Raw genomic sequence first — 24,836 nt, forward strand, 5'->3', positions numbered from 1 at the left:
ATAATTCTGTAGAATAGGACACAAGGTATTTCAACATTTTGTCTCTGACTTACGCAGTCAAAAGGGGTATGACCAACATAACGAAGAGTAATGTTTAGTTGATACTGATAATCGTTATCAACTAATTAGAAGTATACATGATGTATCCTAAAAAGACAATAGGAATTTCACATTTTTCTTCGTAAAGCTTTCGGTACATATACACAATAAGGTTCGCTTTCTAAATAATCACCAGTTATCGCATATGCTCTTGAACGAGAACCACCACAAATATAGCGGTATTCACACTTCCCACACTTCCCTTTATAGCCATCTGGATTACGTAATGCTTGAAAAATTGGGGAGTGACGATAAATATCCCGTAAACGTTTTTCTCTCACATTTCCAGTTTGAATTGGTAATAGCCCGCTCGGATACACATCGCCAATATGTGAAATAAAAACAAAACCGTTGCCATCATTCACGCCTTTTGGTGCTCGTCCTAAGCCATCAATTTTGCCGGTTAAGCCATTTTGAAGGGCATCTTCATAACGAATTTCTCGATTCTTTCTTTGTTGCATGATAACGCGCCGATAATGCTGCGCAGCTGTTGTCTTTATATCAAATGAAGCCCTTTTCCCTATTTCATATAATTTACGAAATACAAGTTCATGTTCTACTGGTGAAATCATATCTTCTACACTTCCCCTTCCAGTTGGAACAAGGAAAAACACGCTCCATAGTACACCACCTAACTTTTCAACAAGCGCCGCCATCTCTTCTACTTCATGAATATTGTACTTAGAAATAGTGGTATTGATTTGCACAGGAATCTGTAGCTCATTTAAATATTGAATCGCATCCATCGTAAGCTGAAAAGACCCTGCCACGCCGCGAAAACGATCATGTGTCTCAGCTGTAGCACCATCCACACTAAAAGCCCAGCGAGCAAGCCCAACCTCTTTTGCTTTTCGAATTGCCTCTTTCGTCACATTTGGAGTCGCACTAGGCGTCATCGAAACGCGTAATCCTTTTTGCACTGCATAATCTGCTAGTTCATAAATATCTTTTCTCATAAGCGGGTCCCCACCAGAGAAAACTAGCATTGGCTGATTCATTTCATATATTTCATCAATTAATCTCTTCCCTTCAAGAAAAGTCAATTCTCTCGGGTCTCTCCTATACTGCGCTTCAGCTCGGCAATGCAAACACTTTAGTTCACAAGCTCGTGTAACCTCCCATATCACAATAAAAGGATTTTCATCATAATTCATTTTCCATCTCGCTCCTCCCTACATACTTATAATCAGTATAGGGAAGATTCTAAAAAACACTGTGAGCTATTTCACTGCATCTTTATCTTATTTCCTTTATAATGAGAATGGATATCATTAATATTAGGAGTGTTGTGCATGTCGCAAGAATTCGAAGAGAAATTATATGCCAATTTAGAAGCGGTTATTGATCCTGAATTAGGCGTTGATATCATTAATCTTGGATTAGTATATGACGTTACAGCAGATGAAAATAATAATGCTGTTATTACAATGACGATGACTTCTATCGGTTGCCCGATGGCGGGGCAGATCGTATCAGATGTCAAAAAAGTATTATCGACAAATGTACCAGAAGTAAATGAAATCGAGGTCAATGTGGTTTGGAATCCACCTTGGTCAAAAGAGCGTATGTCACGTATGGCGAAAATCGCACTGGGCATTCGCGATTAGTTAATAAGAAAAGACCTGACTTTATAAAGTCAGGTCTTTTTCACGTCTTATTTTACACCAACTGCATCATAAGCTTTCGTTACAGCTTGTACTTCTTTAGAGTTTTTGCCATATAAATCTGTCGCAGATTGAATTGCAGCTTGACGCATCATTTTAAAGTTAGAGTTTGCAGTTAAATATTTTGAAAGCGCACGGTAATAAATTTTTTCTGTAGCTTCGCGGCCAACGCCATTTACTTTCACACCATAATGAGTGCCACCTTCAGACACTAAATATGCTGCTTTATTATTGATACTACTGTTAATATGAACGCCGCCGTTATCAGCTGTACCTTTATAACGTTTGTCGTAATGATCTGGATAGCCTTCAGTTGGTTTTAATGGGTTTGGAATAGAAGCAGGATCACTTAAGGAACGTAGTGAATCTCCTGGTTTACCTGGTGTATAAATATCTTCTCCGAGCTCCCAATCATCACGGTCTACCATCGCACCAAAAATATCTGATAACGATTCGTTTAGTGCACCAGATTCATCTTTATATACAAGATTTGCTGTGTGCTCTGTTACAGCATGCGTTAACTCATGGGCAATAACATCTAGACCTGCAGATAATGGAATAAATGTGTTTCCATCCCCATCTCCATACATCATTTGTATCCCGTTCCACGCAGCGTTATTCCAATTTTCCCCTACGTGAACAGAAGAAATTAACTTCGCACCTTGATTATCAAAAGAATTACGGTTAAATACCTTTTTATAATAGTCATATACTTTTCCTGCGTTTACATGCGCATCAACAGCAGCTTTATCTTCAAAGAACTTCGATTTACTTTCTACTTCTTCACCTGTATATCCAAACCATTGTGAGAAGAGATTAAACAAGTTCTCATCCATATTTTGTGCATCAAATGTATGAACACCATTTCCACGTTTACCATCAAATAAATTAAATGCTCCTGTTTTTTCATCTTGAGCAATTTCAAATGATTGTCTTTCTCCTAGCACACCATATCCAAAACCAGTAATATGATCGATTGCATTATATTTCTCAATCACATTTCCATTTGTTGCATCAACAAAGTAATGCCAGTAACCCGGAGCTGGTTTTGAAACAGATGCTTTTACAAGGTATGAAAGATAATATTTCCCATCTTTTTCATACACATATAAATCTTTTTTCACACCATCATATTGATTTACTTTGCCAATTTCTTTCTCAATATCAGCTTTCGCAATTTCTACCGCTTTCTCATCGGTAATGCTCGCTGCAGCTGGAATATTTTTATCTTCTAAATTCGGGATAACTTGCCCGAAGAATGCTTTCACATTATTGTCTTTATCAAGCGCAACTGTTTGATCAGATCCATACACAGGAATATTATTATGTTTCTCTACTAGTTTCACGTGTGTTGTACCCGATTCAGCATCCTTTTCTTCCCCTACAACACTAAAATGACTTTCTATATTTCCTGCTAGTTTAAACATATCCTTTTTGCTTTCTAAATACTGAAATACTGTTTCTTTTTTATCTAATCCTTCTGGTGCTTTCCATTCCTCACCTATGTAAGCTGGTGTTTTAAATTCTTGGTGATATTGAATTTGCCCTTCTGCCGCTTTTGTGTTTGTTGCTCCAAATGCTCCAAAACCTGAGGCGATAACGGATAAAGCTAATGCTGATGAAACGACTTGCTTTTTCAATCTAACACTCCCCATTCCCCAAAAATTTTTTGACACTCTTATACATTTCAAAAAAAGGAAAATATCTCCTGCCAAAAAAATATTGAGAAACATTTTTCTTATAATTTCATCCCCTCAAAAAAGAGAGTGTCACATTAGACACTCTCTTTTCATTCACTCATTATTGTTTTTTCATCTCAATCGCTAAATAATGTGATTGCTCTTTTGCTTGAATGCGAATGTCTTCTTCAACTGCTTCTGCTGCATCTCGCATCACAAGTGTTTCACCATTTACTACGCCACTTCCTTCAATTTGTACAAGGTACACTTGACGCCCTTCATCAACAGGTAAGCTAATTTCTTTTCCTGCTTCTAACGATAGAGAGTATAAGTTTGCATCTTGATGAATAGCAATTGGTGCACCGCCATCAACCGGAGAAACCATATGGAACCATACATTTTCACGCTTGTTCCAATCAAATTTAAACTCACCATAGTTTGGCTTGTGACCAGCACGATCTGGTAAAATCCAAATTTGTAATAAACGTAATGTCTCATTTCCTAAATTATGTTCACTATGAAATACACCTGTACCAGCACTCATATATTGTACATGTCCCCGCTCAATCGTACCGCGGTTTCCCATGCTATCTTGGTGTGTTAATTCACCATCTACAACGTAAGAAATAATCTCCATATCACGATGCGGATGCATATCAAATCCTGTTTGCGCTGCTACTAAATCATCATTAATAACGCGAAGTGCCCCGAAGTGCATATTGTCTGGGTTGTAATAATCTGCGAATGAAAAATGAAAATGTGTATTTAACCAGCCATGATTTGCTCTTCCCATATTTTTATGATCAATTTTTTTAAACATATCCTTCACCTCATATTATCTCGAATTCGAGATATTTATTTAAAATTTTTTATTGTAACTTTCGCAGTAATTCTAATAATTGTTTTTGTTCATTATGATCTAATTTATTAAATTGTTCTGCTTGAAACGTTTCTTGCGGCGGAACAGTTTCTTCATATAAAGTTTTTCCCTTTTCTGTTAACGAAAGATATTTCGTAGTCCCTTCTTGTTCTCGCTTAATCCAACCTAGTTGTTCCATCTTATTTAAAAGCTGCGTAATATTCCCTTTTGTAACAAATAGCTTTTTTCCAAGCTCCTGCTGCGTTAAGCGATCGTTTCCTCCGATTTGGGCTAACACATCAAACTGAGCAGCTGATAAACTCCACTCTTTCAAATGTTGATTTGTCTCGCGAATGCTCCTGTTATAAAAACGTGATAAACGAAACCATAATAACAACCCAAGTCTTTCTTCTGCTTTCATTTCATCACCTCGCTTGCTTGATATACATAGTTTAGAACTAAACTATGTAATTGTCAACTACTTTATTCTAGTAAGTAGAAAGGAAAAGTATAATGATGTTCCCACCACTATACTTTAGTTTATATTCCTGCGCATATATTCATTCATTTTACGTTCAGCAAATGTCCTAGCATCCCTTTCAATCCAACGTGCTTCGTATACTTCTTTTTCGATATACAATACATTGTTTTCATGCTGCATAGAATGACGAAACTCGTGTAATAAAGTTTTGAGCACTTGTTCATATTGTTCCCACATGCAAACAAAAATCATTTGTCTTTCTTTATGATAAAAACCGTTTAAAGGAAATAAAAATTCTTCCTCTTCTTCTCCTAAGTTCACGAGCACATCATTTGTATCACACGTATCGCAAAAAACAACTGGAATGTCGCGCTTCTCAATTAATGAAAACACATCATTTTGCACCTGCTGAATATCCCACGGAAATTCTGAATCCAGCACATACCAATTCCCAGCTTGCTGATATACGTTTTGAAACTGGAGTTCCATTGACCTCCATTCTCCTTTCTAAAATCCCTTTTCCTATACATATGCCACAATACGAAAAAAAATAAACACATATTGCAATATCACATTACACCTAGTTCAAAAAATGTTCAAAAATAATGTTTGGAAAAAGGTTGATTTATACAAATTACTAGATTATAATAATTATAAATTAATAAAAAATACAACATAATAAATAACTCAGAAGGAGATTGATCATATGAACACACAAGTAATCGAAGTATTAAACAAACAGGTAGCAGACTGGAACGTATTATTTACAAAACTACACAACTTCCATTGGTATGTAAAAGGACCTCAATTCTTTACACTACACGAGAAATTTGAACAATTTTATACAGAAGCAGCTGGACACATCGATGAAATTGCAGAGCGCATTTTAGCAATTGGCGGCAAACCAGTAGCGACAATGAAAGAATACTTAGAACGATCTTCTATTCAAGAAGCGGCTTACGGAGAAACTGCAGAAGGGATGGTCGAAGCAATTATGAAAGACTACGAAATGATGCTAGGCGAACTAAAAAAAGGTATGGAAATCGCACAAGACGCTGACGACGAAATGACATCTGACTTACTACTTGGTATCTACACAGAACTAGAAAAACACGTATGGATGCTACGTGCATTCTTAAACTAAAAGCGCAAGCGGCTCGTTTAGAACAGGAGGGCATTGGAACTCCTGATTCCGAGGCGCTTTTTGCCTTCTTATGCGGAAGGTTCTTAGACACGAAGAGCTTGCCACCGGAGCTGGATGCCACTAAAAGCGCAAGCGGCTCGCTCAGAATGTGAGGAGGATGGAGTTTCTGACGTAGAGGCGCTTTTTGCCTCGCAGGAAGAAGCGAAGCCACCGAACATTCTAGCCGCTGAAGCTGGATACCACTAAAAGCGCAAGCGGCTCGCTACGCTAAAGAACCCCATAAAACCCTCTCAATTTATGTTGAGAGGGTTTTATTATTATATCTATATATCTCAAACGTTTTTATGTTAAAATATAGAAAAGTCCGATATTTCCTTCTACGTAATATCATTTAGGTAGATATACCATTAAATGACGGGAGTGGTTCAGTTGAAAGACTATTTGATTCGAGCATTTTTCGCCTTATTAACTGTTGGAATTGCTTTAGGAATAGCGAATATTTTCAATCTGACCGTAGACACAAGAAGCTATCCTTTCCTCATTGTCCTCGCCATCGCTGGTGGTTGGGGCGGTTGGTACTTATATAAGAAAACTAAGAAAGACAACTCTAAAGGCATTCCTAAATGAACGGAATGCCTCTTTTTATTATGATAACTGCTTCCACTTATTCCCCATAACAGGTCGTTTATAATCTTGCATTTTCTGAATCAATTCATCCGCAGTAGTTGCTGAAACAATTAACTCTTTATTAGATGGATTCATAAATCCTTCTTCTGCTGCACGATCGACCATTTGCAGAATTGGCCCGTAAAAATCTTTAATATTTAATAACCCAACTGGTTTATCATGAATCCCAATTTGTGACCAACATACAACCTCGAATAATTCTTCAAATGTTCCATAGCCACCTGGCAATGCAATAAATGCATCCGCAAGCTCTCCCATTTTTGCTTTACGTTCATGCATTGTTTCTACTTCAATTAATTCTGTTAATCCTTCATGAACAATCTCCCCACGAAATAAACCACGAGGCATAACGCCCGTTACACGCCCGCCTAAGCGTAACACTTCATTGGCCACTTCCCCCATTAAACCAACACATGAACCGCCGTATACTAATTCACAATTATTTTGAACCAGCACCTCTCCAAGCTTGATTGCTTGCTCCTTAAACTCAGATCTCTCTCCTAAATTAGAACCTGCAAACACACAAATCTTTCTCATACCTACACCCCAAAACTATATATTGTTATGATACAATTAACATTGTACAACATATTGAGGGGATGAGGAAGAAGTGAATATAGTCGAATTTCAAAGATGGATCGAGGATTTTTACGAAAAACGAAGCTGGTCACAATATAACTCTTTTATTCGCTTAAATTTCTTAGTGGAAGAAGTAGGCGAAGTTTCACGCGTTGTGCGCGCGATTGAAATTGGACGTGATCGCCCAGATGAGCAGGAAAAGCAAGAAAAAGAATTGAAAATAGAGTTAAAAGAAGAACTTGGGGATGTACTTTCCAACCTCATTATTCTTTCTCAAAAATATGATTTAGACTTACAGGATATTATGGAAGCACATGTAGAAAAACTATCTAAACGTTTCCAAGAAACTAAATGAGAACATTTATCAATTATGATATAATATTCCCGATATTATACAAGGGAGGATTTTTATGTTATCTACTAAATTACACGATGCACTTAATGATCAAATGAACTTTGAATTTTACTCTGCCCATGTTTATATGGCAATGGCTGCTTACTGCACGGCAGAAAGCTATGATGGATTTGCAAACTTTTTCCTTGTACAAGCAGAAGAAGAGCGTTTCCACGCAATGAAGCTTTATAATTATATTAATGACCGCGGAGAGCGTGCGATTATTACTGGATTCGAAAATCCGAACAATGAGTACGAATCTGTTTTAAGTGCATTTGAAATCGCACTTGAGCATGAACGTGAAGTAACAAAGCGTATTTATAATCTATCTGATATCGCTTGGGATGAGCGTGAGCATGCAACAATTACGTTCTTGAAATGGTTCGTTGACGAACAAGTTGAAGAAGAAGCTTCTTTCGACAGCATCATTCAGAAACTAAAACGTATTACAAGCGATTCTAACGCTTTATTTATGTTAGATGCGGAATTAGAAAAACGTACTTTTACTCCTCCTGCTGAGTAATAAGCCGATCACCTTAACAAGTTTGTTAAGGTGATTTTTATTTTCTCTCCCCAATATCCACTTACCTTAAGCTTCCATTAAAATCACCTTAAATTTCCATTCATTCTGCATAGGACTTCCATTATTAATGGTATTATTTTCAAAGAAAAACAAAAAGAAAAGGAGAAAAACTATGAAACAACGCCTAGAGGCAATCGACTCAGTTCGCGGCTTTTCTTTATTCGGCATTTTGCTCGTTAATATGACATTAATTCAGTTTGGAATGTTTAGCGCTGACCAACCTACTTATGTGTTCGGAAAGATTGATGAAGGAGCCAACTGGTTTATTGAATTTTTTGGTACACACAACTTCATTTCCCTATTCTCCTTTCTATTCGGTCTTAGTATTATTCTGCTGCAAAAGAGCATTCTCGCAAAAGAAAAGCGTTTCTTTCCGATTTATATACGACGAATTATTATTTTACTAATTCTTGGATATATTCACGGTATATTTATTTGGAGTGGAGACATTTTATTTGCATATGGGATTGTAGGGATTTTCTTAATGATGTTCATCAATCGAAAACCAAAAACATTGCTTATTTGGGCCTTTATCTTACTAGCATTTACTATGTTTATTTCTTACCCTTTTGAGTCCAATGCAAATGTAGATGATTTTTCCTCCTATATTGAAAAAGAACAAACAGTCCACAAAACCGGGAGTTATACAGATCATATAAAATTCCGCCTCTACGAAAATCCATTCGAAGATATTGGAATCACTGGATTTTCCGGGGGATTTCTTCTAACCTTTTTAATGATCATTCTAATGGCTCCGCTGTTCTTGCTAGGAATATATGTCGGGAAAAAAGGATGGCTGTTTGAAATAGATAAACATGTATCTTCCCTCAAAAAACTTTGGCTTATCAGTGGTATCTTTTCTTTCACAGTAAAAATCTTAGCATTATTAACACAGCAACCGATCCTCATTATGCTAAAAGACAGTGTTTCACCATTAGGAATGGCCCTTTTTTACGGAAGCTCAATTATTCTCTTATTCCATTACAAAAAAGCATTACGCTTACTTGAGTATGTGGCTAATATGGGTAAAATGTCAGTTAGTAACTATTTAGCACAGACTATCATTGCTACTACGATTTTTTATGCGTACGGTTTCGGATTATATGGAAAAATCGGTTACTTCTTTGGCATCGTATTGACGATTGGAATTTATAGCATTCAATTATATGCTAGTACCTATTGGCTACAAAGGTATCGTATAGGGCCTGTTGAATACGTATGGCGGCTTGGAACTTATTTGAAAAGGCCTGCTTTTAAGCATAAGGTAATGAAAAAAAAGCAATGAGCCCAAGCTCATTGCTTTCCTTATTTTATAGCATAACCCCAACGATAACCGCTGATAATATACTTACTAACGTTGCACCATACACAAGTTTTAATCCGAAAGAAGATACAACATTCGCTTGTTTTCCATCGATACTCTTCGTTGCTCCTGCGATAATCCCAATAGATGAGAAGTTTGCGAAAGATACAAGGAAGATTGATAAAATACCTACTGTACGAGCTGATAAATCACCAGCTACTTTTCCTAAATCAAGCATCGCAACAAATTCGTTTGTTACTAATTTTGTTGCCATAATTTGTCCTGCTGCTAGCATCTCTGATGTTGGAATACCCATTACAAATGCTAATGGTGAGAACACATATCCTAAAATGCTTTGGAATGTAATGCCGAAAATAGAATCAAATACACCGTTAATTGCTGTAATTAATGCTACGAAACCAATTAACATCGCCGCTACTGTTACTGCGATAGAGAATCCAAGCATAATATACTCGCCTAACATTTCAAAGAACGTTTGCTTTTTATCTTCTTGTAATTCTAAAATGTCCTCTTCTTCACTAATGTCATAAGGATTAATAATATGAACGATAATGAATCCACTAAATAAGTTTAAGACAAGTGCCGTTACTACATATTTTGGATCAATCATTTTCATATAAGAACCGACGATTGACATCGATACCGTTGACATTGAAGACGCACAAAGTGTATATAAACGATTTTTTGGTAATTTACTTAATTGGTCTTTTACTGTAATAAATACTTCACCTTGACCAACGATTGCCGCTGCTACTGCATTATATGATTCTAGTTTTCCTAGACCATTTATTTTACTTAATACGAAACCGACTGCACGAATAATAATCGGTAAAATTTTAATATGTTGCAAAATACCAATCAATACCGCTAAGAAGATAATTGGTAATAATACCGTTAAGAAAAATGGTGCTTGTCCATCATTTGCTAAACCACCAAATACGAAATTAACCCCTGCTTCTGCATATTTTAAAATGGCACCAAAACCATCCGAAATTCCTTTTACTAATACAAATCCAATCTTTGTATTTAATAAGAAGTATGCCAATGCTAATTGAATAACAAGCATAATTGCAATTGGTTTATACTTAATTTTCTTACGATCTGAACTTACAAGGAAACCTAGTACAAATACAACAAGTAAACCAACTAGAAACATAACTAGTTTCATATGTGAATCCTCCACTTCCATAAGTTATCTGTCGTCCAACGAATGACGTCTGACCATTGATATTAAAAAAATAAGAACCCCTAAATACTATTTACTTTAAACTATAACCTAAAATCAGTAAGCGTTTACATAAATTGCAATTTATAACAGGTAGTCTCTTCTTCCCTACCGTATTTAAAGTCTGAAATTGATACCACCTACAAACCAAATTGTAAGCGTTATCTAATTGAAATGCAACATAAATTTCAAAGAAATCATATGTAAATTTATCCCTTCCCTCTCTCTCGATGCAATATACTTCTTGTCGTTATTCGCCGAAACATCGATATCCCTTGTCGAATCGCTGATATATTTTAATTTGCGCCGATATATGCTGAGAAATAGTCGATATATTTGAAAAATCGCCGATAAAATTTCATTTACTATTTTCTCGTCCCCTTCCCATCTATATAGTAACATGTTTTTTCTAATTATATTATTTTTAATGAATACAAAAAAGCAGTAAGCTCATGCTCACTGCTTTTTATTTCTATAACATAACCCCAACAATAATTGCTGATAAAATACTTACTAACGTTGCACCATATACAAGTCTTAATCCAAATGAAGAAACAACGTTTGATTGATTTTCATCAATCCCTTTCGTTGCACCTGCGATAATTCCAATAGATGAAAAGTTTGCAAACGATACAAGGAATACGGATAGAATACCAACTGTACGAGCTGATAATTCTCCCCCTACTTTTCCAAGATCAAGCATCGCAACAAATTCGTTTGATACTAATTTTGTCGCCATAATTTGTCCCGCTGTTACCATTTCTGCTTGTGGAATACCCATTACAAAGGCAAGTGGTGAGAAAATGTATCCTAGTATAGCCTGGAATGTGATACCGAATACAGAATCAAACAAGCTGTTAATTGCTGTAATTAATGCAACAAATCCAAGTAACATTGCAGCTACTGTTACTGCTATTGTAAAACCAAGCATAATATATTCGCTAAGCATTTCGAAGAACGATTGCTTTTGTTTATTTTCTAACTTAAGTGTATCTTCTTCTTCAGTAATGTCATAAGGATTAATAATATGAATAATGATAAACCCACTAAATAAATTTAATACAAGTGCTGTTACTACATATTTTGGATCAATCATTTTCATATAAGAACCAACGATTGACATCGATACTGTCGACATAGACGACGCACAAAGTGTATATAAACGATGCTTTGGAATTTTACTTAATTGATCTTTCACCGTAATAAACACTTCTGCCTGTCCAACAATCGCTGCCGCTACGGCATTATATGATTCTAGTTTTCCTAGACCATTTACTTTACTTAATAAGAAACCAACTGAACGAATGAATAACGGTAAAATTTTAAAGTGCTGCAAAATGCCAATTAATACAGCAAAGAATACAATTGGTAATAATGCTGTTAAGAAGAATGAAACCTCTCCTTTATTAACAAGACCACCAAATACGAAAACGATTCCAGACTCCGCATATGCAAGCAATGCTCCAAAGCCGTCAGAAATCCCTTTTACTAAAATATAACCAATTTGTGTATTTAATAAGAAGTACGATAATGCCAACTGAATAACAAGCATAATCCCAATTGGTTTATACTTAATTTTCTTTCGATCCGCACTTATAAGAAAACCGAGTATAAATACAACGAGTAATCCTACAAGAAACATAACAAATTTCATAGATAAAATCCTCCATTTAAACCTTATTCAACGCTCTAGAAAATTATTTAACGTTGAACGTCTGACCATAGAAAACAAGAAATAATCCGAACTTTTATTTAACACATAAAAATATGTATATTAAGAATTAAAACCGCCTTACCTCTTATCTGGAAAGACCTTATACATTCTAACATAAATTCTAATTCACATCTTCATATTTCTAAAAAAAATACATTTTCTTATAAAACTCAATTTAACGTTCGCTTTTCACCTCATCCCCTCTAACTTATCCCCACCAAAAAACGAGCATCAAGTTCGACTTGATGCTCGTTTTCCATTTCACTATACAGCTTTTTCTTTTTCAACTACTGGCTTGTCCCAACACTCTGTATTTGTTAAACCTGGAATAGAATCTGCACTGAAGACTGGATCTTTTCCTTGTTTCTTTTGCTTTACATAGTCTGCCAACGCAGCATATGCGAATCGGCCAAGAAGCGTAATCGCAATTAAGTTTGTGATTACCATTAGACCCATAAATAAATCTGCCATATTCCATACGACTTGAAGCGTCGCAACAGAACCGAATAGCACCATTCCAACTACCGCAGCACGATAAATCATTAACCAAGTTTTACTTTGTTTAATGAATTCAATATTTGTTTCACCATAATAATAGTTTCCTAGAAGTGAACTGAACGCAAATAAGAAAATAATAATCGCTAAGAAGCTACTTGCCCATGGGCCAATTTGCGAGCTTAGTGCTTTTTGCGTTAATTCAATTCCTTCTAAGTTCGTTGCCTTATATGCACCAGAACATAATACGATAAACGCCGTTGATGTACATACTAAAAATGTATCTACTAAAACTCCAATTGTTTGAATAAATCCTTGTTTCGCTGGATGCGTTACATCTGCTGTCGCAGCCGCATTCGGCGCACTACCCATACCTGCTTCGTTCGCAAATAATCCACGTTGAATACCATACTTCATTGCCGCTCCAATACCGCCACCTACAGCTGAATCTAAGCCAAATGCACCTTTAAAGATTTCTGTAAAAACATCTGGTAGTAAATAGAAGTTTTTAATAACAACAAAGATAGCTACTCCAATATAAAGGATTGCCATTGGTGGAACAATCATTTCTGACATGCGCGCTATACTCTTAACACCACCAAAAATAATAACTGCGACTAATACAGCTAATACGATCCCTACAACATAACGCTCTAAACCGAATGCATTTTTAAATGCTAGCGTAACTGTATTTGCCTGTACTGAGTTAAAAATTAAACCGTAACTAATTGTGATAAGAATAGAAAACCATATTCCCATCCAACGTTTATTTAAACCTTTTTCCATATAATAAGCAGGACCACCACGGAATCCACTGCCATCTTTTATTTTATAAATTTGTGCAAGTGTACTTTCTACGAAACTGGAAGATGCTCCAATAATTGCGATTACCCACATCCAAAATACTGCGCCGGGTCCTCCCATAGAAATCGCTAACGCTACACCAGCTAAGTTACCAATCCCAATGCGGGCTGCTGAACTCATACAGAAAGCTTGGAAAGAAGATACGCTGCCCTTTTTACGTGTCTTTCCAGTTAACCCGTCACTCATCAAACGTACCATTTCCCCTAAATGGCTAATTTGTACAAATTTTAACTTGATAGAAAAATAAAGCCCTAGACCTATTAACATTGCAATAAGAATATATGACCAAAGAATCGTATTCGTTGATGAAACGAACTGTTCTAAAATATTCATACGATTAGTCCCCTCCCTTTTCTCTTCATAAATTGAATTATATTCAAAAAATATTCAAAAATCAACATCTTTCGACAGGATATTACTTCCATATGTTAGATTTCCTAACATACACATGTTATATGGAAGAAAATCTAACTCTTTATTTTTAGAAACGCACATACTATATACAGAAATATTTTTCATAGACAAAGCAATTGACAAAAAATAAATCTGTAACTATAATAGTTACAACTAGTGGTTACAAACCTACTTAAAAGACATTCATTCATTTTTCAGATATACACTTATAACAATTATTTGGAGGGATTCCTTATGAAAATCGGAATTATCGGAGCAAGTGGAAAAGCTGGAAGTCGCATTTTAAAAGAAGCATTAGATCGCGGACATGAAGTAACCGCAATCGTAAGGAACGCTACAAAAATTACAGAAGATGATGTAAAAATTTTAGAAAAAGATGTTTTCGATCTTACCGCTAATGATCTACAAACATTTGATGTAGTAGTGAACGCATTTGGCGCTCCTGCAGGCAAAGAACATCTTCATGTAGAGGCAGGAAACGTATTAATTGAAGCAATGAAAGGTGCACCTAACACAAAATTACTTGTTGTTGGAGGCGCTGGAAGCTTATTTGTTGATGAAGCAAAGACAACACGTGTATTTGACACACCAGGTTTCCCGAAAGAATACCTTGCAACGGCTCAAAATCAAGGTAAAAACTTGGAAATCTTACAACAAACAAATGATATCACTTGGACATTCATTAGCCCTTCTGCCCTATTCGCATTAGGAAAACGTACTGGTTCTTACAAAGCAGGTAAAGATCACCTTCTTGTTAACGAAAAAGGCGATAGCTACGTAAGCTACGAAGACTTTGCCGTAGCAGCACTTGATGAAATTGAAAATCCAAAACATGTGAACGAACGCTTTACAGTTGTTTCTGAAGCTGAGTAATAATAAAAAGTGCTGGCAAACGCCAGCACTTTTTATCTTTTGTACGGTGTAGAAGGTTTATTAGGTTGATTCGGCTTCTGAGGAACTTCAGCTTTTTTCCAACTTACCGCTAAATCCGGGCTTGTTTTCTCTTCACTACGCTCTAATAACACTACTGCATCTTGAATCGTTTCCGTTCCCTTATGTTCAATACCTTGTAATTTCGTTAAATTACCAGATACTTTAAAGCTAAATTCACCAGATGGTGCCGCTTTTGGAATTAAAATACGGAACTTTTCACCTACGTTAAATTGTGTTTTTTCTTCGCCTTTTTCATTCACAAACTTAGCTCCTTGTGGCGCACCAGTTGCTTGCACTGTGTATGTTCCACTCTTTGCATTTGTTTGCACTGTATATAAAACAGTCTCAAAGAACTCACCTTTTAATACTGCTTCTTGTTTTTCCGACGGCGTAACGCTCATTGTGATTTCTTGTACTTCTTCACTACTATTTGCTTTTGCAACAATGTCTTTCGTTAATTTCTCTACATTTTTATTACGAAAATCTAAATCATCGATACTCACTTGTCCAAGCGCATTCCATACAGCAAGTTGCGTCGCATAGTGCGCCTCTCTCCAATCAGATACACCTAATTCTTGTGGACTTTTTTGTGGGTAACCATTTAACAATACACGGTACACACCTATGTCCACCTTACCTATTTCAGGTAAATCTTGACCGCTTGGTGATTTCAAAAACACATCTAAGCAGTACGCTATTTTTCCATCTGCTGTTTTAATAAGTTCCGTTCGGATTGGTTTCTTTAATGATTTACTATAACTCCAATCCATTTGATACTTTGTATGATCCATGACTTCTGCGGATGCTTTTTGGAGTGGGAATAATAAGTTCGCAAATACAAATAAAACACTCAAAAAAGCAACCAATAACTTATACGATTGTTTAATATTCATGTTTACAACCCCTTATGAAATAACAAATTTACTACTGTATAGTATCTAGTTAAAAGAATTTTTTATACATTACTTCCTCTTTCTTAGAACACTAAAAAAACACGCGCAGGAATCAGCTTGCGCGTGTTTCTACCATCATTTAGTTTTCTTGTAACAATAATTTTGAACGCACTAATGCTCCTCGCACTTTTATTCCAATCCATGCAGCTAACGCAGCTTTTATTACACCTACAATTAGGAAAGGAACAAAACCGCCCAGGAAAGCTGCTTGCCATCCTAATGAAGCCACATACTTTAAAAACACAGTTCCAATCGTTAATGTCACAAGCATCCCTAAAATATTTGCCATTAATGAATTCCAAAATGTTAGTTTTGTTTTTTCAGTTAATAAACCAATTAAAAAAGCCGTTGGGATAAAGGCTAACAGAAAGCCACCTGTGGGACCGAATAAAACAGATAGACCGCCACTAAATCCAGCATAAACAGGAATTCCAGTTGCACCAATTAAAACATATAATAATACAGATAAAGTGCCATAACGTGAACCTAAAATTGTAGCAGTAAGACCAATCGCTAGCGTTTGACCTGTTATCGGAACGAGCGGCAAAGGAATTGTAACTTGGGCCAAAATACCAATAATAGCAGCAAATAGTGCAGTAACAATTAACATGCGAAAATGGTTTGTACGATGATTATTCATATGTGCCTCCCTAGGAAAAGTTTATATTATAAATTTAAGATATCTTATTCAATATAAGGAGTAAACACTTTTGTTTGAATATTTAGTTTTCTAATAACACAAAAAAGGGCGCAAATCTTCTTTTTTGCACCCTTTTTTTCTATTCTCTATTAAAAATCAAAGTTATCTGGATCTGGACCAACGCGATGATTTTGGTTTAATGCATCGATTTGTTCCATATCTTCTTTTGTTAATTCAAAATTGAAGATATCCGCATTTTGGATAATACGATGCTCTTTCGTTGATTTTGGAATTGTTACAACTTCATTTTGCAGGTCCCAGCGCAAAATAATTTGCGCAGTTGTTTTTCCGTATTTATCTGCAATTTCTTGTAATGTAGAATTATCTAGTAACTGCCCTTGCATAAGAGGTGACCATGCCTCCATTTGAATACCTTGTTCACGACAGAAGCCCTGTAATTCTTTTTGGGTTAAACGAGGATGGTACTCGACTTGGTTAATCATTGGTTTCACTTCTGCACCTTCCATTACATCTTTCAAATGATGAATTTGGAAATTACTCACGCCAATCGCACGTACGCGTCCTTCTTTATATAGCTTTTCTAATGCTCTCCATGTATCTTTATATTTTCCCTCTACAGGCCAATGAACAAGATATAAATCTAAATAATCAAGCTCCAGCTTTTTCAGACTTTCGTCGTATGCAGCTAATGCTCCTTCATAGCCTTGATCTGAGTTCCAAACTTTTGAAGTAATGAATAAATCTTCTCTAGAAATTCCCGCTTCTTTTATCCCCGCACGAATACCTTCTCCTACAGCTTTTTCATTTCCATAAATTGCAGCTGTATCAATACTACGGTATCCTTCTTTAATTGCTGTTTTTACAGCCTCTACAAGTTCTGGTCCATCCTCTACTTTAAATACCCCTAAACCAAACCAAGGCATCTCTACGCCGTTATGCAATGTTGTTGTACTTTGTAAATTTTTCATTATACTCTTCTCTCCTTTACATTTTTCATTTGATCTCTCTTTTCTAAACTCATACTCCATGCCGTTAAAACAACTGCACCGACTACCATAATCGCACCTACCCACGCTGTATGAATTAACCCTAATGAATTCGTTACAATACCGCCTAAGTAAGCCCCAAGAGCGATTCCTGCATTAAAGGCCGCAATATTCATAGCAGATGCAATATCGACAGCGCTTGGTACGAAGCGCTCAGCTAATATCACGACATATACTTGTAATCCCGGAACATTCATAAACGCGAATAATCCCATTAAAATAATTGTAATTAACCCTGCTACCTTAAATGGCGCTGTAAATGCAAGCACAAATAACACAATTGCCTGAATGAAAAACATAAAAAACAATGCACGAATTGGGTTGCGATTAGATAGCTTACCGCCAATCATATTTCCAATTGCGATTGCAATCCCATACACTAACAAAATAACCGTAACTGTACTTGCTTTAAAGCCTGTTACTTCTTGTAATAATGGGGACAAATACGTAAACGTTACAAATGTTCCACCGTATCCTAATGCAGTAATAACGAAAACAAGTAATAGCCTTCCATTTGTTACAAGCTTTAATTGATCGCGAAAAGATACCGATGCACCTTTTCGTAAATTCGATGGAATGAGCATACCGTTAGCTACTAAAGCAACAACTCCAATTGCCACAATAACCATAAACGAAGCTCTCCAGCCAAATTGTTGACCAATAAATGTTCCAATCGGGACACCTGTAATGGTTGCAACTGTTAAACCCGTGAACATAAAAGCAATCGCACTAGCTCGTTTATGTTCTGGTACAAGAGCTGCCGCAATCGTTGAACCAATCGACATAAATACACCATGAGCAAATGCAGATATAACCCTCGCAACAAGAAGTACACCAAAACTTGTTGACATCCCTGCAATACTATTACCAATAATGAAGACAATCATAATCCACATTAATAACGTTTTCCGTGACATACTAGCTGTTAACGACGTTAAAACAGGTGCGCCAAATGCCGTTCCTAACGCATATAGAGAAACGGTTAAACCAGCCGTTGTAACAGAAACATGTAAATCTTTCGAAATAGATGGTAATAAACCGACGCTAATAAATTCGGTTGTACCAATGCCAAACGCACTAATTGCTAATGCTAATAAGGCAAACATACTTCTTCTATTCGTTTGAACACCAGAAGAAGGTACTGTATATGAATTCAATTGAACTCCTCCTTAATACGAGAAATCCAATCATAATAGTATGATAAAAAGGCCTTTTTATCTTCTAATAAAACAGTTTTACTGCTCATAACTGCTATTATGAATGGTTTCATTCTTTTTTGAAAGAACGCACTTGAAAGTACGGTAGGTACCTAAAAGTAACATAGGCACCTTTTAGTAACGTACTACTCATTTGCCTCTTACGTATGCTATTATGAAACATGTTCAACGTAAAAAACAGTACGTACTTTTAAGTACTATAGGTACTAAAAAGTAACATATGACTAGAAAAGACTCGTTAAAGGGGTTGTAATATATGAAGAAATACAATATTCCTGTAGAAGCAACCTTAGAAGTAATCGGCGGAAAATGGAAGGTCGTTATCCTTTGTCATCTAACAAAAGGGACAAAACGAACAAGTGAATTAAAACGTTTAATGCCTGGCATTACACAAAAGATGCTGACACAGCAATTGCGTGAATTAGAAGAAGATGGAGTTATTCAAAGAAAAGTATATAATCAAGTACCGCCAAAAGTTGAGTACTCACTTACCGACTATGGTTGGTCCTTAGAAGCCATTCTCGATTCCCTTTGCACATGGGGAGAGTGCCATCTTGAAAAGAACGGTAACACATCGATGCTAATTACAGGGGATGAACAATAAGAAAAAGGAAAAAATGAACATAAATTTGTCCATTTTTCCCTTTCTCTCTTTATATATATGTACATTTCTTATCTAAACAAAATAATTTATGCGCTTTCATGCCTTGTCAGTACTAGGTTATACGCTCAATATCAAATAATTAGGAATCATTTTTATGTTAACATAGGTGTATATAGTATATAATATAGGATATATATTATATACACTTTCCGATAAGGGAACTTTCCATTATGCGGACAAGCCATGTATCGGACAGTTCATAAATAATAGGTAAGACATTATGGTTTTGGATTTATGTTTTCAGCTTACTTGCTGTCATAAATTTAAAGGCATTTTATTGTGTTTTGTGAAACTTTGTATAAAGTTTCGCAAACGTTTACTATCTTACTTATCAAAAATAAGAGTATTGCTATCGTAAAGGAGAATTGGAGATGCCAGAAACTATGACTCAAACAAAGCCAGAACAAGAAACTGTACAAATTTCTGCTAGCCAAGGACAACTTGATGTACTTGATCAGTTGTTAAAACCTGAGGTACAAGAATCATTAACAACACTAGTGGAACAGCTTCCAAAATTAACTGAGCTTGTTAACATTTTAACTAAGTCTTATGACTTCGCTCAAACTGTTGCTACTGATGAAGTATTAAAAAGCGACACTGTTGGTGCAATCCAAGAGCTTGTAGAACCTGTAAAAGATACAGTAAAAAGCATGGCTGCAACTGCAATCGAAGCGAAAGATCGTGCTGACGAAAGCAACGAAGTTATCGGCCTATTCGGTCTATTAAAATTACTAAAAGACCCACAAGCACAAAAAATGTTCCGCTTCATCAATGCTTATCTTCAAATTAGTGCAGAACGTAACAATAAATAATTTAACTTATAACAACAATTAGTAAAGACGGGGGATATCATACTATGTCAAAACAAATTGTCATCTTAGGCGCTGGTTATGGCGGCCTTCTTGCCGCTTTAAACGTACGTAAATATTACAGCAAATCAGAAGCACAAGTTACAGTGATTAACCAATACCCAACACACCAAATCATCACTGAACTACACCGCCTTGCAGCTGGTAACGTGTCTGAACAAGCAATTGCAATGCCACTTACAAAGCTTTTCAAAGGCAAAGACATCGATCTTAAAATCGCAACAGTTGAGTCATTCTCAGTTGATAGCAAAGAAATCAAACTAGCTGGCGGCACTACTTTATCTTACGATGCACTTGTAGTTGCTTTAGGAAGTAAAACTGCTTACTTCGGTATTCCAGGACTAGAAGAAAACAGCATGGTATTAAAATCTGCTGCTGATGCAAACAAAATCTACAAACACGTTGAAGACCGTATTCGTGAATACGCTAAAACGAAAAACGAAGCTGATGCTACAATCGTAATCGGTGGTGGCGGATTAACTGGCGTTGAGCTAGTTGGTGAGCTTGCTGACATTATGCCTAAACTTGCAAAAAGCCACGGCGTAAATCCAAAAGAAGTTAAACTTCTTCTTGTTGAAGCAGGTCCAAAAATCCTTCCAGTACTACCAGACCACTTAATCGAACGTGCAACTACTAGCTTAGAAGCACGCGGCGTTACATTCTTAACAGGTCTTCCTGTAACAAACGTTGCTGGCAATGAAATCGACTTAAAAGACGGTCAAAAACTTGTTGCTAACACATTCGTTTGGACAGGCGGCGTACAAGGTAACCCATTAATCGGCGAATCAGGTCTTGAAGTAAACCGTGGTCGTGCAACAGTTGATGCATACCTACAATCTACTTCTCACAAAGACGTATTCGTTGCTGGAGACAGCGCTGTTGTCTTCGCTCCAGACGGACGTCCATACCCACCAACTGCACAAATCGCTTGGCAAATGGGTGAGTTAATTGGATACAACTTATACGCAGCACTAGAAGGCAAAGCATTCGAAGAGTTCGCACCTGTAAACTCTGGAACACTTGCAAGTCTAGGACGTAAAGATGCTGTTGCTACAATCGGAGCAAGCAATACTCCACTTAAAGGTTTACCAGCATCATTAATGAAAGAAGCAAGTAACGTTCGTTACTTATCACATATTAAAGGATTATTCAGCTTAGCTTACTAATCCAAATACTAGCCCGAATCATGATTCGGGCTTTTTTTAAATCCAAAAATCCCTTTCTTTTTGGGCGAAAGAGAGCATCCAGCCATGCATAGGAGCGGTCAGGGCCTTTTTCTGCACCATGCCATGTTTAAAACAAAAAGATACAATGAGTGCAAGGCTCCTTTTTTCTTCGTGGCAATGATTTACCTTTCAAAAAAACAAAGAAATTTATATAGATTACCATGAGTAACTTTTTATAAATATAAATTAAAGAACCAACATAAAAACTTTCCTGTTTGATGGAAGAGAGCATCCGCCCACTTCTTCTATTCTTCGTAACAACGATTTATATATTATTTTTATTCGCCACGAAAGCTAGATAAACCTCCGCAATAATCTTAATATACTGACTTTTTTGTGACGAAATTATGGATATTATAAAAGTAGAAGCAAGAACCCCTCTCACTTCTACTCTATAACAAACTTTAGGCTCCTAATTTCACCAAACTGTAATTCTTTTTACCTTTACGGATAATAATAAATCTTCCGTCGAATGAATTTTCCGCTGTAACATCTGTATTCACATCCGTTACTTTCTCTCCATTCATCAAGATTGCTCCATTATTAATATCTTCACGAGCTTGACGTCTAGAAGGTTCAATTCCTAAATCAACTAACCACTCGACGATATTTTTCGTTTCTTTTGAAGCATGGAAAGTTGGCATATCTTTAAAGCCTTGTTCAATTTCATCCGCAGTTAACGATTTAATATCCCCACTAAATAATGCTGCTGTAATTTTTACTGCTTGCAGTAAAGCTTCTTCACCATGAACAAATCGCGTCATTTCCTCCGCTAAGACTTTTTGCGCTTCACGTTTATGCGGCTCTGTTTGAACTTTAACTGCTAATTCATCAATTCTCTCTTTCGTTAAGAACGTAAAGTATTTCAAGTATTTAACCACATCACGGTCATCTGTATTCACCCAGAACTGGTAGAATTCAAATGGCGTTGTTTTTTCAGGATCTAACCATACGGCTCCGCCTGCTGATTTACCAAACTTCGTACCGTCTGATTTTAATAATAATGGAATTGTTAATCCAAATACTTTTGCTTCATGCCCCTCTAGTTTACGAATTAAATCTAAACCACTCGTAATATTCCCCCACTGATCACTACCACCAATCTGTAATTGGACACCTTCTTCTTTGTATAAGTGATGGAAGTCCATAGCTTGTAATATTTGGTATGTGAATTCCGTAAATGAAATCCCTGTATCCAAGCGGCTTGCTACGATATCTTTCGCTAACATACTATTTATACTAAAGTTTTTACCGTAGTCGCGTAAAAACTCAATAATATTGATTTGATGTGTCCAGTCATAATTATTTACCATTTTCACTTCACTATTGCCACCAAAGTCGAATAGCTTTTTCATTTGCGCTGTTAATGCATCCACATTCTGTTGTACTTGTTCCAATGTTTGCAATTGACGCTCTGTTTGTCGTCCACTTGGATCACCAATCGTTCCTGTCGCGCCTCCAATTAAAATAACAGGATGATGTCCAGCTAACTGAAAACGTTTCATCATCATAAACGGAATTAAATGTCCAATATGCATACTGTCACCAGTTGGATCGACACCACAGTACAAGGAAATCTTTTTCTCTTCTACTAGTTTTCGTAATCCTTCTGCATCTGTTTGTTGATTCACAGCATCGCGCCATTCTAACTCATCAATAATGTTCATGTCTTTCCATCCCCTTTATTAAATTTCCCTTGCAAAAAAACAAAAAGTCCCTATGTCTATACTAGACATAGGGACGATTATGAACCGTGTTACCACCCAGATTGCACAAATAGTACCAACGCTACTATTCATACCACTCTTAGCAATCATATCGTTTGCTACTCCGCTTAGCATTACCTAAGATACTCCAGAGTGTAATTCACAAGTTTGTTTGTGCTAGGTTCCATCAACCCCTAGCTTTCTCGATAACAGTGACAAACTGCTACTGGGCTCTTTCAACGTATTGAATATGTTAAATTATAGCCATTATAGTGAATCAAAAACACATTGTCAATTATACCCAAAAACTTTTTAAAAATTATTTAATTTAAATCTTCTCCAATAATCCGTACTTCTCTCTCTAACGTAACACCGAATTTCTCTTTCACTGTTTTTTGAACAAAATGAATTAAATCAATATAATCTTGTGCCGTTCCATTATCAACATTTACCATGAATCCAGCATGTTTTGTTGAAACTTCCACACCGCCAATTCGCGTTCCTTGCAGTTCAGAATCTTGGATTAGCTTACCAGCAAAATGGTTAGGTGGACGTTTGAAAACACTACCACATGAAGGGTATTCTAACGGCTGCTTCGATTCTCTTTTATACGTTAGATCATCCATTTGTGCTTTAATCACTGCATATTCACCTTTTTCAAGTTCAAATGTAGCTTCAAGTATGATGTAGTGGTTATTAGCAAATGTACTTTTACGATATCCAAAATCAAAGTCGTCTTTCGAAAGAGTAATTAACTCTCCCTCTTTTGTCATGACAACCGCTTTTGTTAATACGTATGCCACCTCACCACCGTATGCACCTGCATTCATATATAAGGCTCCTCCAACAGAACCTGGTATACCACAAGCGAATTCTAGTCCTGTTAAAGAGTGCTCTAGCGCCACTTTTGATACATCAATAATCGCTGCGCCACTTTGTGCTACAATTATTTGCCCATTCACAGTAATATCCGTAATATGTGTCAAACTCAATGTGATTCCGCGAATACCGCCATCTTTTATAATCACATTAGAACCATTTCCTAAAAACGTAATTGGGATGTTATGTTCAGTTGCATACTGTACCACTTGTTGAATTTCAGTATAGGTAGTGGGCTGCACAAACACATCTGCTTTTCCCCCTACTTTTATATGCGTATGATTCTTTAACATCTCATCTTGTTTTACATGTTCTTCTGGTAATACTGTATTTAAATATTCATATACTTTCTGCATATCCATTCTATGATTCCTCTATTTCTATTAATAATTAATGGCCTATCCTCTCGATAGTTCCAGCATTCTTAAAACTATTTCTCTTATTCTCTTCCATTCCGCTTACAAGTTCATTTACTAC

At 36.3% G+C, this 24,836-nt stretch carries 25 protein-coding genes and 1 other annotated feature; of the genes, 10 read left to right on the forward strand and 15 right to left on the reverse strand.

Annotated elements, in window-relative coordinates; translation table 11 throughout:
• Positions 1–167 precede the first annotated feature (167 nt).
• The gene (locus KFD70_RS03455) at positions 168–1,253 is read right to left on the reverse strand and encodes a TIGR04053 family radical SAM/SPASM domain-containing protein (RefSeq protein ID WP_336453382.1); all 1,086 of its coding nucleotides are present in this window, start codon (positions 1,251–1,253) and stop codon (positions 168–170) included.
• A gap of 138 nt (positions 1,254–1,391) precedes the next feature.
• Between KFD70_RS03455 and KFD70_RS03460 the strand changes: the two genes are divergently transcribed.
• The gene (locus KFD70_RS03460; RefSeq protein ID WP_000076465.1) at positions 1,392–1,706 is read left to right on the forward strand and encodes a metal-sulfur cluster assembly factor; all 315 of its coding nucleotides are present in this window, start codon (positions 1,392–1,394) and stop codon (positions 1,704–1,706) included.
• A 47-nt stretch (positions 1,707–1,753) separates the two neighbouring features.
• On the opposite strand, the gene KFD70_RS03465 is transcribed toward KFD70_RS03460, so the two are convergent.
• The 4 genes from KFD70_RS03465 to KFD70_RS03480 all read right to left on the reverse strand — a co-directional run bounded on the left by KFD70_RS03465 (position 1,754) and on the right by KFD70_RS03480 (position 5,271).
• Positions 1,754–3,403, reverse strand: a complete 1,650-nt coding sequence (locus tag KFD70_RS03465) for a M4 family metallopeptidase (protein WP_336453381.1) — start codon at positions 3,401–3,403, stop codon at positions 1,754–1,756.
• A gap of 160 nt (positions 3,404–3,563) precedes the next feature.
• A complete protein-coding gene (locus KFD70_RS03470; protein ID WP_336453380.1) occupies positions 3,564–4,262 on the reverse strand; it encodes a pirin family protein in 699 nt (232 codons plus the stop codon).
• A gap of 49 nt (positions 4,263–4,311) precedes the next feature.
• Positions 4,312–4,722, reverse strand: coding sequence for a MarR family winged helix-turn-helix transcriptional regulator (locus tag KFD70_RS03475; protein WP_336453379.1), 411 nt, complete (start codon positions 4,720–4,722; stop codon positions 4,312–4,314).
• 114 nt (positions 4,723–4,836) lie between these two features.
• The gene (locus KFD70_RS03480; RefSeq protein WP_336453378.1) at positions 4,837–5,271 is read right to left on the reverse strand and encodes a DUF3920 family protein; all 435 of its coding nucleotides are present in this window, start codon (positions 5,269–5,271) and stop codon (positions 4,837–4,839) included.
• Positions 5,272–5,488: 217 nt separating this feature from the next.
• On the opposite strand from KFD70_RS03480, the gene KFD70_RS03485 reads away from it, so the two are divergent.
• Positions 5,489–5,926 (forward strand): Dps family protein, encoded by a 438-nt coding sequence (locus tag KFD70_RS03485; protein WP_336453377.1) that lies wholly within the window; start codon positions 5,489–5,491, stop codon positions 5,924–5,926.
• Positions 5,927–6,355: 429 nt separating this feature from the next.
• The gene (locus KFD70_RS03490; RefSeq protein WP_336453376.1) at positions 6,356–6,553 is read left to right on the forward strand and encodes a hypothetical protein; all 198 of its coding nucleotides are present in this window, start codon (positions 6,356–6,358) and stop codon (positions 6,551–6,553) included.
• Between the two features lie 18 nt (positions 6,554–6,571).
• Here the strand turns inward: KFD70_RS03490 and KFD70_RS03495 are convergent, their stop codons facing one another.
• A complete protein-coding gene (locus KFD70_RS03495; protein ID WP_336453375.1) occupies positions 6,572–7,150 on the reverse strand; it encodes an LOG family protein in 579 nt (192 codons plus the stop codon).
• A gap of 73 nt (positions 7,151–7,223) precedes the next feature.
• Between KFD70_RS03495 and KFD70_RS03500 the strand changes: the two genes are divergently transcribed.
• The 3 genes from KFD70_RS03500 to KFD70_RS03510 all read left to right on the forward strand — a co-directional run bounded on the left by KFD70_RS03500 (position 7,224) and on the right by KFD70_RS03510 (position 9,454).
• Positions 7,224–7,547 (forward strand): MazG nucleotide pyrophosphohydrolase domain-containing protein, encoded by a 324-nt coding sequence (locus KFD70_RS03500; RefSeq protein WP_336453374.1) that lies wholly within the window; start codon positions 7,224–7,226, stop codon positions 7,545–7,547.
• Between the two features lie 55 nt (positions 7,548–7,602).
• Complete coding sequence (locus tag KFD70_RS03505; RefSeq protein ID WP_016112449.1) at positions 7,603–8,109, forward strand: ferritin; 507 nt, start codon at positions 7,603–7,605, stop codon at positions 8,107–8,109.
• A 172-nt stretch (positions 8,110–8,281) separates the two neighbouring features.
• Positions 8,282–9,454, forward strand: coding sequence for a DUF418 domain-containing protein (locus KFD70_RS03510; protein WP_336453373.1), 1,173 nt, complete (start codon positions 8,282–8,284; stop codon positions 9,452–9,454).
• A 25-nt stretch (positions 9,455–9,479) separates the two neighbouring features.
• On the opposite strand, the gene KFD70_RS03515 is transcribed toward KFD70_RS03510, so the two are convergent.
• From KFD70_RS03515 to KFD70_RS03525, 3 genes are all read right to left on the reverse strand, one after another.
• A complete protein-coding gene (locus tag KFD70_RS03515) occupies positions 9,480–10,661 on the reverse strand; it encodes a NupC/NupG family nucleoside CNT transporter (RefSeq protein ID WP_336453372.1) in 1,182 nt (393 codons plus the stop codon).
• Between the two features lie 529 nt (positions 10,662–11,190).
• On the reverse strand, positions 11,191–12,372 hold the full coding sequence (locus KFD70_RS03520) for a NupC/NupG family nucleoside CNT transporter (RefSeq protein WP_336453371.1): 1,182 nt from the start codon (positions 12,370–12,372) through the stop codon (positions 11,191–11,193).
• Positions 12,373–12,696: 324 nt separating this feature from the next.
• Complete coding sequence (locus tag KFD70_RS03525) at positions 12,697–14,124, reverse strand: alanine/glycine:cation symporter family protein (protein WP_336453370.1); 1,428 nt, start codon at positions 14,122–14,124, stop codon at positions 12,697–12,699.
• 315 nt (positions 14,125–14,439) lie between these two features.
• On the opposite strand from KFD70_RS03525, the gene KFD70_RS03530 reads away from it, so the two are divergent.
• Positions 14,440–15,078, forward strand: a complete 639-nt coding sequence (locus KFD70_RS03530) for an NAD(P)-dependent oxidoreductase (protein WP_336453369.1) — start codon at positions 14,440–14,442, stop codon at positions 15,076–15,078.
• 32 nt (positions 15,079–15,110) lie between these two features.
• Here KFD70_RS03530 and KFD70_RS03535 read toward each other — a convergent pair whose 3' ends face one another.
• The 4 genes from KFD70_RS03535 to KFD70_RS03550 all read right to left on the reverse strand — a co-directional run bounded on the left by KFD70_RS03535 (position 15,111) and on the right by KFD70_RS03550 (position 18,904).
• Positions 15,111–16,031, reverse strand: a complete 921-nt coding sequence (locus tag KFD70_RS03535; protein WP_336453368.1) for a thioester domain-containing protein — start codon at positions 16,029–16,031, stop codon at positions 15,111–15,113.
• Positions 16,032–16,170: 139 nt separating this feature from the next.
• Complete coding sequence (locus KFD70_RS03540) at positions 16,171–16,731, reverse strand: biotin transporter BioY (RefSeq protein ID WP_336453367.1); 561 nt, start codon at positions 16,729–16,731, stop codon at positions 16,171–16,173.
• A 149-nt stretch (positions 16,732–16,880) separates the two neighbouring features.
• The gene (locus KFD70_RS03545) at positions 16,881–17,720 is read right to left on the reverse strand and encodes an aldo/keto reductase (protein ID WP_420792370.1); all 840 of its coding nucleotides are present in this window, start codon (positions 17,718–17,720) and stop codon (positions 16,881–16,883) included.
• Positions 17,720–18,904, reverse strand: coding sequence for an MFS transporter (locus KFD70_RS03550; protein ID WP_336453494.1), 1,185 nt, complete (start codon positions 18,902–18,904; stop codon positions 17,720–17,722). The genes KFD70_RS03545 and KFD70_RS03550 overlap by 1 nt, the downstream gene beginning before the upstream one ends.
• 367 nt (positions 18,905–19,271) lie before the next feature.
• On the opposite strand from KFD70_RS03550, the gene KFD70_RS03555 reads away from it, so the two are divergent.
• The 3 genes from KFD70_RS03555 (at position 19,272) to KFD70_RS03565 (ending at position 21,714) form a co-directional block, all read left to right on the forward strand.
• A complete protein-coding gene (locus tag KFD70_RS03555) occupies positions 19,272–19,619 on the forward strand; it encodes a winged helix-turn-helix transcriptional regulator (RefSeq protein WP_336453366.1) in 348 nt (115 codons plus the stop codon).
• Between the two features lie 431 nt (positions 19,620–20,050).
• The gene (locus KFD70_RS03560) at positions 20,051–20,491 is read left to right on the forward strand and encodes a DUF1641 domain-containing protein (protein WP_336453365.1); all 441 of its coding nucleotides are present in this window, start codon (positions 20,051–20,053) and stop codon (positions 20,489–20,491) included.
• Positions 20,492–20,535: 44 nt separating this feature from the next.
• A complete protein-coding gene (locus KFD70_RS03565) occupies positions 20,536–21,714 on the forward strand; it encodes an NAD(P)/FAD-dependent oxidoreductase (protein ID WP_000043198.1) in 1,179 nt (392 codons plus the stop codon).
• A gap of 464 nt (positions 21,715–22,178) precedes the next feature.
• On the opposite strand, the gene tyrS is transcribed toward KFD70_RS03565, so the two are convergent.
• Positions 22,179–23,441, reverse strand: coding sequence for a tyrosine--tRNA ligase (gene tyrS, locus KFD70_RS03570; RefSeq protein ID WP_336453364.1), 1,263 nt, complete (start codon positions 23,439–23,441; stop codon positions 22,179–22,181).
• 66 nt (positions 23,442–23,507) lie between these two features.
• Positions 23,508–23,729, reverse strand: a binding site (T-box leader).
• A 74-nt stretch (positions 23,730–23,803) separates the two neighbouring features.
• Complete coding sequence (gene murB / locus KFD70_RS03575; RefSeq protein ID WP_336453363.1) at positions 23,804–24,721, reverse strand: UDP-N-acetylmuramate dehydrogenase; 918 nt, start codon at positions 24,719–24,721, stop codon at positions 23,804–23,806.
• Between the last annotated feature and the right edge of the window lie 115 nt (positions 24,722–24,836).

This window comes from Bacillus pfraonensis, assembly GCF_050768835.1.
Classification (GTDB): Bacteria; Bacillota; Bacilli; order Bacillales; family Bacillaceae_G; genus Bacillus_A; species Bacillus_A pfraonensis.